This window comes from Clostridium sp. Cult2, assembly GCF_021655075.1.
In the GTDB taxonomy this organism is placed as follows: domain Bacteria; phylum Bacillota; class Clostridia; order Tissierellales; family Tepidimicrobiaceae; genus Schnuerera.
Genome location: NZ_PPXX01000017.1, coordinates 1 through 13,652, shown reverse-complemented (window position 1 = coordinate 13,652; position 13,652 = coordinate 1). Strand labels below are relative to the sequence as shown.

The window sequence follows — 13,652 nt, the reverse complement described above, 5'->3', positions numbered from 1 at the left end:
TTCTAATTTAATATCGTAAAGTTCTATTCCTTTTTTAGCTAGTTCTTCTTTTATTATATTGCTAATCTTTATAGTAAGTTCTTTCAATATTTTATATTCCTCATGTGTTAATATACCTAACATGTGTAAAGCGTCTTCTGTAATAGGTGGATCTTTTCTTTCATCGTCTTTGAGGGTAACTTCTACAAAGGCATCTAAAGACTGACCTTCTTTAGCGTACATTCCATAACGACGTAAAAAACTTCCAACAGCTCTATATCGGCAGATTACTTCTAATCCATTACCGAATACTTTTGCTGGTTTTACAGTCATAGTTGCCTCTTCAATATTTACCTCTATGTAATGGGTAGGTATTCCCTTTTCTTTTAATATTTCAAAAAAGAATTTGGTCAACCTAAGACCTGATTTTCCCATACCTTCAATAGTTAAACCTACTGTATTAGCACCTGGGTCAAATACGCCATCTTCTCCTGTTACATCATCTTTAAACTTTAATAGGTAATTCCCATTTTCCAGTTCATAAACGTCTTTTGTTTTTCCTTTGTTGATTAGTTTCATAAATAACCAGCTCCTTCAAAATTAAATTTATTTTTATTCCTGAACATCCGATTTCTTACTTATTAGCTTTCCCTTAATAAACTTTATATCATCATCTATAAATCTATGTTGGACCTTACTTACATCAAATTTAGTAATTTTAAATGCAAATTGCATAAAATACCCACCTAAAATAGCCATTATGAATGTTCCAATGCCTACATGCCCTCCCAATAAATAACCAATGGTTACAGCAATAATCTCCTGAGTATTCTTAATAAATCTGACTGATTTATTAGTCCTCTTTACAAGGGCAATCATAAGGCCATCCCTTGGCCCTGAACCCCATCCAACACTTATATATAAGTAGCAGCCAAATCCTAATATTAGCATTCCTAAAAGCATCATGATTAAACTTGGTAATAATTTATTGAATATGGGAATTAAATCATTTAACATCAAAAAGTCAATAAATATTCCTATAAATAGCATATTTAATACTGTGCCCCAACCAATCTTTTCTCCAAAAATACTGTCTAAAATAATAATACTAACACCTGCTAAAATGTGCGCCCTTCCTATGGTTATACCAGTTACATTTGAAAGCCCTTGATGAAAAACATCCCAAGGAGCTAATCCTAAATTTGCATTTATAGTCATTACTATACCTATTGCACAGACAAAATATCCAGCAAATAGTTTTAATAGGGCTAGAACTATCTTTTTCATTTAGATACCCCTCTTTGTTATACGATTTTTATATTAATTATATCATTATAATCCATAATTAGAAACCAATTTTCTTACAGATAATGATATAATTAAACTGTCTCAGTTTATTATGGAGAAGGTGATTAAATGAATGTATTAGTTGTAGATGATGAAAAGCTAATTGTAAAAGGTTTAAAGCACAGTTTAGAACAGCAAGGTTATAATGTATTTACTGCTTATAATGGTAGTGAAACACTTAGAATCATTGAAGAAGAAAAAATTGATTTTATAATATTGGATTTGATGCTTCCAGATATAGATGGTATGATGTTATGTAAAAAGATTAGAGAAAACCATGATATGCCCATCCTTATGCTTACTGCAAAAGACGGAGATTATGATAAGATACTAGGTTTTGAATTTGGAGCGGATGATTATATGACAAAACCTTTTAATGTACTAGAATTACTAGCTAGAATTAAAGCTATAACTAGAAGATTTAATGCAAGAAAGGAAACCATGGTAATATCTTTGGAGAATTTAACTATTAATTATTATGAAAGAAGAGTCTACGTAGAGGATGAAGAAATAAAACTAACCCAAAAGGAATTCGAAATGCTCTACTTGCTGGCTAAGAATCCTGGAAGGGTTTATACTAGAGAAGAGATTTTCCATTATATATGGGAAGAAGAACCCTTTGATGTAAGAACCATTGATGTCCATATTAAAAATATCAGAGAAAAAATAGAATATGATATAAAAAACCCAAAATACATTATGACTAAATGGGGGGTAGGTTATTATTTCAATAAGATTTAAGATGCTCATCATATATAGTTTAATAATTATTTTGGCTTTTTCAGCCTTTAGTATATTGATGCTAAATAATTATAAAAATACACAAGTAAAAAATACTGAAATTAGATTATTCCAAACTGCTAATATTGTGGCGGATACCTATAAAGGGAATTTAGAAGATATTATATTTGCAAGAATAATGGTGAAAAGTTACGGCAAACAGTCCAGTTCTAGAATATTAGTAGTTGATTCTAACAAGAAAGTTTTAATAGATAATTATAATAGCTATATAGGCAGAACCCTTAATAACAAAGAAATAAATAGCAGCTTAGAAGGCAATTCAAAGTCTGGAAAATACATGGTTGAAGATAGGGAAGTCCTCCAACTTTCAGTACCGATAATCTTAAATGATGGTATTGAAAATAAAATATTAGGTGTAGTCCTCATATCCGCTTCTTTAGACTCATTAAATGAAGATGTGGAAGAATTAAAAAATAATATGTTAAAGGTTGCCACTTCTGCATTAATAATATCCTTAGTATTAACAATTATTGCTGCAAATAATATGACCAAACCTTTAAGAGAATTGTCTTATGGAGTAGAAAGAGTATCATTAGGAAATTTAGGATATAATGTGAAAAGTAAAACCAAAGGAGAAATTGGAACTCTTATTCAAACCTTTAATGATATGAGTAATAAATTATATAATATCGAAAAAAACAGGAAAACCTTTATTAACAGTATTTCTCATGAATTAAAAACCCCTCTTACTTCCATAAAGGTATTAATAGAATCCCTTTCCATAGGGAATAACAATATAGAAACCTATAGAGAATATTTGTCGGATATATATGGAGAAACAGAAAGAATGGAAGATTTAGTAAATTATCTAATGAATTCTATAAAATTAGAAGAAATTACTCTAGATATTAAAAACCAAGACCTTGGAGAGATACTAGAAGAAACAGTTAAGCTTATATCCCCTTATGCAGAAAAAAATGGAATTCTTTTAACTATTGATAATAAGAAAAAAGTAATAGCTAAATGCGATAGGGATAGAGTAAAAGAAGTTTTATTTAATATTATTGATAATGCTATTAAATATAAGGATGAAGCAAAAGAAAAAAATTATGTTTCAATAACCCTTAAAGATTTTCAGGATAAAGTATTAATAACTATAGAAGATAATGGCATAGGAATAGATGAAAAGAATTTACCTAATATTTTTAAAGGTGGTTTTAGAGTTTTAGAAAATAATGTTCAACAAGAATTCAATGTAGAGGGATATGGCATTGGATTGGCAGTAGTGAAAAATATAATCGATAAACACAATTGGGAAATATCTGTTAAAAGCTCTTTAAAGTTAGGAAGTGCTTTTACTATAACCATTCCGCTTTAGTTTCTTTAGAGTTACTTTTAATATTCTTAACAATTTCTTAATAATTTTTCATTTTATCTTAAAAAGTATTTAGTATAATGTAATCAAATAGAAGAAAGGAGATGATATCATGAAAAAAATTATAGCAATATTTTTATTAGTCCTTATGGTTTTTAGTTTAGCTGCTTGTACAAAATCTAACACTCCTTCTGAAGATAATGATAGAGTAGAAAATCCTCAGGATATAGAAAAGGAGGAAGAGGAAGAGATAGTAGAACCTACTCCTAGTACTGATGAAATAGAAGTAACCCTTTATTTTGCAAACAAAGAATATGTAGAAACAGGAGATGAAAGTTTAGAAAAGTTAATACCAGAAAAAAGAATTGTTGAATATGGAGATATTTCCCTGGAAGAAAGAATCGTAAAAGAATTGATAAAAGGACCAGATTCCGAAAAATTAAATACAGTGATACCTTCAAATGTTAAATTATTAGGTGTTGAAGTTGCTGATGGAACAGCCTTTGTAAATTTTGCTGGAGAAGGACTCTATGGTGGTTCTATGCAGGAAGATTTCACCATAGCTCAAATAGTTAATTCATTAGTAGAACTAGAAAGTGTAGAAAGAGTTCAGTTTCTAATAGATGGACAAAAAGCTGAAACCTTAATGGGACATATTGAAATATCTGAGCCTTTTGAAAAATAGCAAATTGCCCACTAATTAATAAATTTAGATAGTATACAGTAAAAATTATATAGCGAAAAACAAAGGTAGTACAAAGTCTACCTTTGTTTTTTCATTGAAGAAAAATGTAATATTAACCTTTATATGATAAGATATATATAGAGAGTAAATATTTAAATATAATAAAATTCTAAAGAAAGGAGTTTTTGATGAATAAAAATAATCTAAAACAAGAATTTCCTGAAATTAAAAGTTTAATCGATAGGGGCCAAAAAAAGGGGAAACTTACCTATAATGAAATAATGGATTCTTTAGAAGAGATAGATTTAAATCCTGAACAAATAGATAATATATATGATAGTTTAGAAAATATGGATATTGATATAGTTGAAAATAAAGATGAAGAAGATGAGGCTAGCCAAGATTCTATTAAAGATACAGCTCCAACCAGTAAAACTGTAATCGTAGATGACCCAGTACGAATGTATTTAAAAGAAATAGGGAAAGTATCCCTTCTTACTAGAGAAGAGGAGATAGCTTTAGCAAAAAGAGTAGAGGCAGGGGATGAAAAAGCAAAAAAAGAACTTGCAGAAGCAAATCTAAGATTAGTAGTTAGTATTGCTAAAAAATATATAGGCAGAGGAATGTCTTTGTTAGATTTGATACAAGAAGGGAATTTAGGGCTTATTAAGGCAGTAGAAAAATTTGATTATAAAAAAGGCTATAAATTTAGTACCTATGCTACTTGGTGGATACGTCAAGCTATTACTAGAGCCATAGCAGATCAAGGTAGAACTATAAGAATTCCAGTCCATATGATTGAGAATATTAATAAAGTTGTAAGAATGCAAAGAGAACTCGTACAAGAATTAGGTAGAGAACCATATCCTGAGGAAATTGCAGAGCAAATGAATATGGATATAGATAGAGTTAGAGAAATAATGAAAATAGCTTTAAAACCTATATCTTTAGAAACACCAATAGGAGAAGAAGAAGATAGTCAACTAGGTGATTTTGTTGAAGATGACCAAATGGAAACCCCTGCAGAAATAGCAACCCATATAATGCTTAAAGAGGAGCTAATAGATGTTTTAGGCACTTTAACCCCAAGGGAACAAAGAGTATTAGAATTGAGATTTGGCTTAAATGATGGCAGGTCTAGAACTTTAGAAGAAGTAGGCAATGTATTCGATGTTACTAGAGAAAGAATCAGACAAATAGAGGCAAAAGCCCTTCGAAAACTTAGACATCCAAGTAGAAGTAGAAAACTAAAGGATTTCTTAGAAGAATAATAAAGGATTCGCTAAATAAAGTATGCGAATCCTTTACTATATATTTACTCTTTTTAATAGAAATCTAAAAAGGAATGCTTCTCTCCATCTTGCTCCCAACCTAAAATTCCATTTATATTTACATTTTCAGCAGCCCTAAATATAGACATATCCACATTTGTGAAGTTCTTTTTTAAGCCTTCTATTAATTCTTTAATTTCATACCGTTTACTTCCTATTTTTTTGGCAGCTACCATACAAGCACAATTTAATGGCCAAATACCACTATATTGAATAAACCTTTTAATATATTCTTCTTCTATATAATAAAGTGGTCTAATAAGTTCTATGCCTTCATAGTTTTGAGATTTTAATTTTGGTAACATAGTTTTAAAGTTCCCTGAACATAAAAGATTTAATAGAGTGGTTTCTATAACATCATTAAAATGATGGCCTAAGGCTAATTTATTACATCCTAATTCTTGTGCTTTCCCATATAAGGCACCCCTTCTCATCCTAGCACACATATAGCAAGGATAATTCTCTGCAATCCTATTAGCTATTTCAAATATCCCTGATTCAAATATGTGAACTGGAATATTTAAATACTTACAATTTTCTATTAAAAGTTCTTTAATATCTTGATGATATCCTGGATCCATTGCAATAAATTCCAATTGAAAGTTAGTATTCCCATGTTGATGCAATTCTTGGAATAGTTTAGCCATAAGTAAACTATCTTTTCCACCTGAAATAGCTACTGCTATCCTGTCACCTTCTTGGATTAATTCATATTCTTTTATAGCTTTAACAAACTTACTCCATATATGTTTTCTATATCTTTTTATTATACTTCTCTCTATTTCAGCTAAGGACTTTCTTTCCTCTATAGACGTTAAGGTTTCACAACCAGTTCCTGCTAATTTGATTTCTTTTTCAGTCAATTTTATCACTCCATATTTATACTCTTTTATTATTATATCATCCTATTTTTATTTTTTCATATACCTAATAGATATAAGAATGAAATTATTATTAATATATATGGGTAGATATATATTATATAGTTTTATAAGGAGGAGGTAGGATTGGCTAATGAAATATTGAGGTTAATATTATACAGTGCAGAAAATGCTTTTATTCAAGTTACTGTTTTTGTAGGAGCTGTTTTGCTTTTTTTTGGTTACATAGACTACAAATTCTCAGGAAAATTAGTAAGAAAAATTGAAGAATCTAAAAAAACACAACCTATAATTGGATCCCTTTTAGGGTTAACCCCTGGATGTGGCGGGGCCATATTCGTTGTCCCATTATTCCCCAAAGGAACTGTTAGCTTTGGTACCATAGTGGCTACTTTAATTGCTACCATGGGAGATTCAGCCTTTGTGCTTATGTCTGCCATGCCTTTAAAATATATATTAGTAAGCATTATATCCTTTGTAGTTGCTATTATAACAGGGTATATAGTAGATTACTTCAATTTTGGTGATAAACTACTTGAAAAGTATAATGAGAAAAGAAAAAATAAAAGGGAATTGGAATCCCTCCATAAGGGTACGGACCATACTATTCATAATATTGTATTAAGTGAATCTGGCCATGGTACAAATTCCATCTCCCATATAGGTCATTATGAAGGCGATGAAATAGACCTTATTCTTCATCATTCTATAAAAGGTCACCAAAAATTTGGTACTCTAGGGTATAAATTTACCCATAATGGATATATGGTTTATTGGATAATAATAGCTGTGGGACTTATATTTGGAGTATTAGATTTATTCCAAGTAGATTTAAATAATCTAGCTATACCCAATTTAGGCACTATAATGGGTGTAATTGGAACAGGGTTATCCATTATTATGATGATTATGGGTAAAAAGTTTATACAAGCTGACACTCACGAAGAAACTGAATTAAAGGTTCTTTTCCTAAAAGAAACTTTAATACACAATGCTCAAGAAACAGCCTTTGTAGCCACTTGGGTCTTTTTTGCATATTTAGCCTATGAACTATTTATTCTAGGATTAGGTTTAGGAGACTATGTAGCTGGAGAAGCTTTAGTCACATCCTTTTTATCACAAACAGGTCTATCAGCTGTAATAGTGGGAACTCTTATAGGAATTATTCCTGGATGCGGGCCTCAGATAATATTTGTTTCCTTATACACTAAAGGTATTTTACCCTTTGCAGCTCTTTTAGCTAATGCCATCTCTCAGGATGGAGATGCTTTATTTCCTTTAATTGCAATAGATAAAAGATCTGCCTTTTGGTCTACAGTATTTAATACCATAGCTGCATTAGTAGTGGGGTTGTTGGCATATTATATAGAGATTAAGTTTTTTTAAAAATAAAAGTGAGAGATTATATTGTAACAATCTCTCACTTTTATTTACGTCAAATTTTTATATCATATAATATAAAAACATTACCACAACTAAAATTACAGATGAAATATATTTATTATTAAATTTTTTGGATAAAACTAATTCTAATATCATCCCCATTAAAAACAATAAAGAAGCAGATATTATACTTGTTGGAATATTATTCAAATGAGTTGAAGAAAATAAAAGTCGGTCAAACATTAATACCCATATTCCTACAGCCATAGAAAAATAGAATGGAACTACAAAGATTCTAAATAATTTATTAAATTCAACTTTATATTTTTTAGATAATAATAATAATGCTAATAGCCCAAATATTATGCCCCCTAATAAGGATAGATTATAATGGGATATTTTAAATATAGAAAATATATTACCTTTATAAGATTGGATATTTATTATAGCATAGATAAGTCTAGCTCCAATAAATACTACAATCAATAAGATCATAAAAATATCTTCTATTTTGTTTTTATCCTCTTCATATTCCTTGGCTAAAATACCAGCGATGACATAACTAATACTAGCTAAAATAATGGCAAAGGTCATGAACCAAGTTATATTTATTGATTTATAAGTAAAAAAAAATGGTCTCATCTACTCACTTTCCCTAATACCTTCAATGATTTTAGTCATCTGTGCATAAGTCATCATTCCTGGTACTCCACCTAATAATATTCCATCTTTATCAACAAAATATGAGGTAGGAAAAGCGCTTACTAAATAAGTCTTAGCTATATCTCCATCTTCATCTAAAACAACTTGAAAATCATAACCGCCTTTTTCAATATATTCTTCTACCAGTGACTTTTTCTCCATCACATCTACAGCTAATACCACTAAATCGTCATTTTCCTTATCCAACTTTTGAAGATCTGGCATTTCAATATCGCAGTACTTACACCAAGTTGCCCAAAAATTGATTAAAACAATTTTTCCTCTATAGTCAGATAAAGATACCTCATCCCCATTTAAATCTTTGAGAGTAAAATCTGGTGCCTCTTCACCAATAGCAATATCATAGGTCAAGTCTTCAGATGCCTCTTTCTCACCAACATTCTCATCTATATCTTCCGTAATATTGTTTTCGGGTACTGATTTTTCTTTGAGTTCTCCATCCTTTATTGCAGCAAAATAATAGAGTCCTCCAACTAATACTACAGCGAGTATTATTATACCTACAATTTTCCTATTCACTCTATCCCTTCCTTTCATAGCAATAATCTGCTTATATCTATAACCTTGTTAAAGAATACTAGTATCCCAAAAATCACCATAATTAATCCACCAATTTTGGGGACATATATCATAAACTTTTCAGTTTTTTCAAGAAACTTGCTAAATACATTAATAAATAGTGCAGTAAACAAAAAGGGAATTGCCATACCAATAGAATATACTAATAATAGATATACTCCTTTAGAAACCGTATCTGCTCCTCCCGCATATATAAGTATAGATGCCAATACAGGACCAAAACACGGAGTCCATCCTGCAGCAAAAGCCATTCCCATTAAAATTGAACTAAACCAATTAGTAACCTTTTTAGGAGATTTAACTTTGCCCCCCATATTCAAGAATCCTAACTTTATTATGCCCATCATACTTAAACCAAATATTACTATTAATGCTCCACTAACCTTTGAAAAAATATCCTTATTCCTTATAAATATTTTCCCTATAAAACTAGCTGAAGTGCCCATTATCAGAAATATAATGGTAAATCCAATAATAAAGCCGATAGTCCTTGTAACTGCAATTAATCTTCTTTCTGCTAATTCACTTTCCAGATTAACACCAGCCATATACATTATGTACACTGGTATTAAAGGAAGAATACAAGGCGAAAAGAATGATAAAAATCCAGCTCCAAAAGCAATTGGTAATGAAACACTTCCTAACTCCATAATCTCACCCCTAAAATATTATTCCTTACAGTTATATACCCCCTGCCCCTATAATTATAACTATTTTTATAAAAATTGCAAGAAAAAACAAAATAGCAGGTAATTTTATTAATACCCACTATTTGTTTTCCTAATAATTCTGCCTCTATATGATGCTATTAATAATTGGTAACTAGCACCTCCATAGTTTTAGATGATTTGTTCTTGCTTCTGTTTTTTTGATAATTTGAATTTCTATAACTATAATCTAAATAATGTACCTTATATTTTCTACTCCATTGCTCTAATATGATATTTCTTCTATCATTATTCTCTATTATATTGGAAAGAGCAAACTTTATCCCTTTCGAATTTATTTGATCTAATAATCTTAAAAGTTTTTCCTCATTGTCTACATTCCAACCATTTTTTTCATTATATGTAGCTTTAGCTATTAAATAAGGGGGATCAACATAGAAAAACAGATCTTTTTCATCATACTTATCTATGTCTAAATCAATAAAATCTGCTACATGAAACTCTATATCAATAGACTTGATCCTATCTATAAATTTGGATAAATTCCTTTGCAAATTATTATTAAAATCCCTTTTTCCTACTGGTATATTACATTTACCTTCATTATTAAATCTTATTTGATTATTAAATGCATATATAGTTATAGTATAGAACATCATATCCTTATAAAAAGATTCCCCTATTAATCCATTATAATCTTCTCTTAATTTAGTGAACCTAGATTTGTTATAACTTCCTAATCCATCCATGCTATTACATCCATAATATTCATATCCATATTTAGATGAATTAGAAAGATTATATGTATCGATAATATGAAATATTGTTTGAAATATATTCTCTTTCCTATGCAATAAAAAACTGTTGAAAAGACTTATTAATTCTTTTTGATTATCTATAGATATTATTTTATTAGCCTCTACATTTGCACCAACATTACTGCCGCCAGAAAATAAATCAACCATGGTATTTATTTCCTTAGGAAATAAAGGTAATAACTGATTTAGTAATCTATATTTACCTCCTGTAAAATTCAAAGGTGATTTTACTAGTTTATAATTACCCAATATTTTTGACAATGTTTTTACGCTCCTCTATATCCATACTCCTAGCCATATCCTATTGAATAGATTCATATATTATAATTATATACCATATTATTATCCCAAATCAATTTCATGATTTGCTTCCACTTATTATATATAGGCCTTATTAAAGAAAAATTTAAGAATAACCCTAAAGAGGTTTAATTATTATGATATAATTATAATACTAAATATCATTGGTATAACAATATATATTAATGATAGTAAATAGGATGTGATAAAATGGAAAGTACTGATAAAAAGGATTTGTTACTTTCTCAAATTAATAAAAATTCTATATTGTTTTTTTCACTATTTTCAGCTTGGTTGTTGACAATTCCTTTTCATGGTCAGCTAATATATTGTCTTTATGGAAAATTTAATATAGATTTGAGAAACATTCCTTTAATCTCCATTTCAGCACATTTTCTAGGATTGATATTTTCTGGATATATTGTGGATAGTTTAAATAAGGCAAATAAGGCTATTATACATATAACCATAATATGTATTATTGGTACTATGATGTTTTTTCTGCCATATAATTTATTGTGGAATATTTCGCTTTATGCTATGTCTTTTGCTGCTGGGATATATATAGGGTCTTGGGGTTTTTACTTTAAAAAGTTTACTAAGGCAAACAAAAAGGTAGAGACAATTGTAAAAGTGCTAATTTTATCAAATGTATTTATGCTTATAATAAATACTATAGCAATAAATATTTCCATTTATTTCGCTTTATCCCTAACCATTACTTTCCTAGTAATCTCTTTAATCGTTGTATCGAATATACCAAAACCTAATATTCTAGGAAAGGGAAAAGATGTAATAATTAAGGTGATTGATATTTCTAAGCCAATGGGATTGCTATGGATTTTCATAGCAATAATCACCATAAACTCTGGTCTTATGTATAGTGTTGTTACCCCAGCTTTTAGTCATCATGTAAAGCTTACAAGCTGGTATTGGGCTATCCCATATATAGTAGTGCTTTTCTTATTGATGAAATCCCCAGATAAAACAAATAAAGCTTACATATTGAATATAGCAATTGCCATCATAGGAATATCCTTTTTATTATTTATTATATTAGATAGATCTATCCCTAGCTATTTGTTGATTAATACACTAATGTTAGGTGCATTTGGGGTCTGTGATTTATTTTGGTGGAGTATTATTGGCGAATTGATTGATTACGTGAAAAACCCTGCCAAAATATTTGGTATAGGATTATCGGCAAATGTATTTGGCATATTAGTTGGAGATGTGATAATAGCTAAATTAAATATTACGGCAATTGAATTTAATTCAACGGTTTTTGCTTTAATAATAGTATTCATTATATTGATGATACTACCCTCTTTACATAAACATCTATCCCTAATCATCAACCAACATATATTCTTGTTTAGATTGTATGATAATAAATCAGAAAAAGTAGAAGATACCATTAACAAATACCCAGGATTAACAAGTAGGGAAAATGAAATAGTAGATTTATTATTAAAGGGAAGAACCTATAAAATGATAGCTGAAGAATTATATTTAAGCGAAAATACTATAAAAACTCATATTAAAAATATATATGCTAAGTATAATATAAATAGCAAAGCGGAATTGATTAAAATCTTAACCATCACCCGAAAAAGGTGATGGCTTTTTTTATTTTCATACTTTTTAGGTGGAGATAAAATAAAAATAATAAATTATATTATTAATAAGCATATTTATAGGAGGAGTTGCCCATGGAGGAAATAGTCCTTGATTCTTTTACTGGTTTTAAAAAAGCTGGATTTATGAAATATGATTACTGGATATTCGTATTTACTAATTATAGAATACTTATAAATATTATAACCAGCGCAATGTATTCAAAAGCTATAAATGCTAATAATGTATATATCAATAATCTAGAAGACATTAGCTATATAACAAATAGAGAAAGATTTTTGGACATGAAACCAGAAGATATTTTAGCTGAAAATCCTGATAATTTCATTATTGAATATAATGAAATTAATAAAATTAAATATACCAAATCCAAAATAATCTCCTCAAAGGATAAATATGAATCTAATTATATTATTCCACCTGAAATTACAATAGAGTATGGGAAAAAAGTATATAAATCAACGGTTGGAGGAGTAAATAATTATTTGGATTTTGAAGATAGTTTTATTGATTTAATAAAGAATATATTAGGAGATAAGTTTATGATAAAATAAACGGCGGAAAGGAGTATACCAATGGAAAAATCTAATACCACTGATTATACTTTGCTCACTATGATGACCGAAAAAAACAAAGTTTATTATATAGATGGAGATGGAAAATTACAAGGATTAATAACAAATTATTATCCCAATTCAAATCAAATATATTCCCAATGTTCAGTTATTGATGGATTAGTTAATGGTCCGTATAAATACTATTATGAAGATGGAAATCTAAAAGTAGAAGAGAATTACAGTATGGGTGTACTCCATGGATTATATAAAGTGTTGCATCAAGATGGATTTTTGCTGTTAATTGGTCAATATAAGGATGGTAAATGTGTTGGAACATGGACTACTTGGTGGAATAATGAAATACTTCAATCAACTGGCTCATATATCAATGGACTAAAAGATGGTGAATGGACTTATTACCATGAAAATGGAAACAAAAAAGAAGAAGGAAGTTATAGAAATGGAATAAAAGTAGGGGAATGGATTTACTATGAAGTTAACGGAAAAGAATCAAGGATAGAAATGTATCCTTGATTATCATATTATCCGGTAGTGTAAAATAATTTGTGCTTTTAGGAAATAAAATTCTCTTTTCTGGCAAGAATCTAAATAAGACCAAAACCAGAAAGGAGAATTTTTTATGGCAA

The 13,652-nt window shown here is 29.2% G+C and carries 15 protein-coding genes; 8 read left to right on the top strand and 7 right to left on the bottom strand.

Annotated elements, in window-relative coordinates; genetic code table 11:
- Both C3E90_RS02050 and C3E90_RS02045 read right to left on the bottom strand, forming a co-directional pair.
- On the bottom strand, positions 1-558 hold a 558-nt coding region (locus C3E90_RS02050; RefSeq protein ID WP_236913884.1), incomplete at its 3' end, for a phosphoribosylaminoimidazolesuccinocarboxamide synthase.
- Positions 559-591: 33 nt separating this feature from the next.
- Positions 592-1,266, bottom strand: coding sequence for a YczE/YyaS/YitT family protein (locus C3E90_RS02045; RefSeq protein WP_236913883.1), 675 nt, complete (start codon positions 1,264-1,266; stop codon positions 592-594).
- A gap of 129 nt (positions 1,267-1,395) precedes the next feature.
- Here C3E90_RS02045 and C3E90_RS02040 point away from each other — a divergent pair, with 129 nt between their 5' ends.
- The 4 genes from C3E90_RS02040 to rpoD all read left to right on the top strand — a co-directional run bounded on the left by C3E90_RS02040 (position 1,396) and on the right by rpoD (position 5,398).
- Positions 1,396-2,067: a response regulator transcription factor gene (locus tag C3E90_RS02040; RefSeq protein ID WP_236913882.1), complete on the top strand. Its 672-nt coding sequence runs from the start codon at positions 1,396-1,398 to the stop codon at positions 2,065-2,067.
- Between the two features lies 1 nt (position 2,068).
- Positions 2,069-3,445 (top strand): sensor histidine kinase, encoded by a 1,377-nt coding sequence (locus C3E90_RS02035; RefSeq protein WP_236913881.1) that lies wholly within the window; start codon positions 2,069-2,071, stop codon positions 3,443-3,445.
- Between the two features lie 109 nt (positions 3,446-3,554).
- Entirely contained in the window at positions 3,555-4,127 is a 573-nt protein-coding gene (locus C3E90_RS02030) for a GerMN domain-containing protein (protein WP_236913880.1), read from the top strand.
- Positions 4,128-4,315: 188 nt separating this feature from the next.
- Positions 4,316-5,398, top strand: a complete 1,083-nt coding sequence (gene rpoD, locus C3E90_RS02025; RefSeq protein WP_236913879.1) for an RNA polymerase sigma factor RpoD — start codon at positions 4,316-4,318, stop codon at positions 5,396-5,398.
- A 53-nt stretch (positions 5,399-5,451) separates the two neighbouring features.
- Here the strand turns inward: rpoD and C3E90_RS02020 are convergent, their stop codons facing one another.
- Complete coding sequence (locus tag C3E90_RS02020; protein ID WP_236913885.1) at positions 5,452-6,306, bottom strand: tRNA 2-thiocytidine biosynthesis TtcA family protein; 855 nt, start codon at positions 6,304-6,306, stop codon at positions 5,452-5,454.
- 159 nt (positions 6,307-6,465) lie between these two features.
- Here C3E90_RS02020 and C3E90_RS02015 point away from each other — a divergent pair, with 159 nt between their 5' ends.
- Complete coding sequence (locus C3E90_RS02015; RefSeq protein WP_236913878.1) at positions 6,466-7,725, top strand: putative manganese transporter; 1,260 nt, start codon at positions 6,466-6,468, stop codon at positions 7,723-7,725.
- Positions 7,726-7,782: 57 nt separating this feature from the next.
- Here the strand turns inward: C3E90_RS02015 and C3E90_RS02010 are convergent, their stop codons facing one another.
- The 4 genes from C3E90_RS02010 to C3E90_RS01995 all read right to left on the bottom strand — a co-directional run bounded on the left by C3E90_RS02010 (position 7,783) and on the right by C3E90_RS01995 (position 10,771).
- Positions 7,783-8,364: a prolipoprotein diacylglyceryl transferase family protein gene (locus C3E90_RS02010; RefSeq protein WP_236913877.1), complete on the bottom strand. Its 582-nt coding sequence runs from the start codon at positions 8,362-8,364 to the stop codon at positions 7,783-7,785.
- A complete protein-coding gene (locus C3E90_RS02005) occupies positions 8,365-8,964 on the bottom strand; it encodes a TlpA family protein disulfide reductase (protein ID WP_236913876.1) in 600 nt (199 codons plus the stop codon). It abuts the gene before it with no gap.
- A 14-nt stretch (positions 8,965-8,978) separates the two neighbouring features.
- Positions 8,979-9,674 (bottom strand): cytochrome c biogenesis CcdA family protein, encoded by a 696-nt coding sequence (locus C3E90_RS02000; RefSeq protein WP_236913875.1) that lies wholly within the window; start codon positions 9,672-9,674, stop codon positions 8,979-8,981.
- 158 nt (positions 9,675-9,832) lie between these two features.
- The gene (locus C3E90_RS01995; protein WP_236913874.1) at positions 9,833-10,771 is read right to left on the bottom strand and encodes a Dam family site-specific DNA-(adenine-N6)-methyltransferase; all 939 of its coding nucleotides are present in this window, start codon (positions 10,769-10,771) and stop codon (positions 9,833-9,835) included.
- A 249-nt stretch (positions 10,772-11,020) separates the two neighbouring features.
- Between C3E90_RS01995 and C3E90_RS01990 the strand changes: the two genes are divergently transcribed.
- From C3E90_RS01990 to C3E90_RS01980, 3 genes are all read left to right on the top strand, one after another.
- Positions 11,021-12,430 carry a LuxR C-terminal-related transcriptional regulator gene (locus tag C3E90_RS01990; protein ID WP_236913873.1) on the top strand — a complete coding sequence of 470 codons (1,410 nt, stop codon included), beginning with the start codon at positions 11,021-11,023 and terminating at the stop codon, positions 12,428-12,430.
- A 92-nt stretch (positions 12,431-12,522) separates the two neighbouring features.
- Positions 12,523-13,002, top strand: a complete 480-nt coding sequence (locus C3E90_RS01985; protein WP_236913872.1) for a hypothetical protein — start codon at positions 12,523-12,525, stop codon at positions 13,000-13,002.
- 21 nt (positions 13,003-13,023) lie between these two features.
- Entirely contained in the window at positions 13,024-13,539 is a 516-nt protein-coding gene (locus C3E90_RS01980) for a toxin-antitoxin system YwqK family antitoxin (protein WP_236913871.1), read from the top strand.
- The last annotated feature ends 113 nt before the right edge of the window (positions 13,540-13,652 follow it).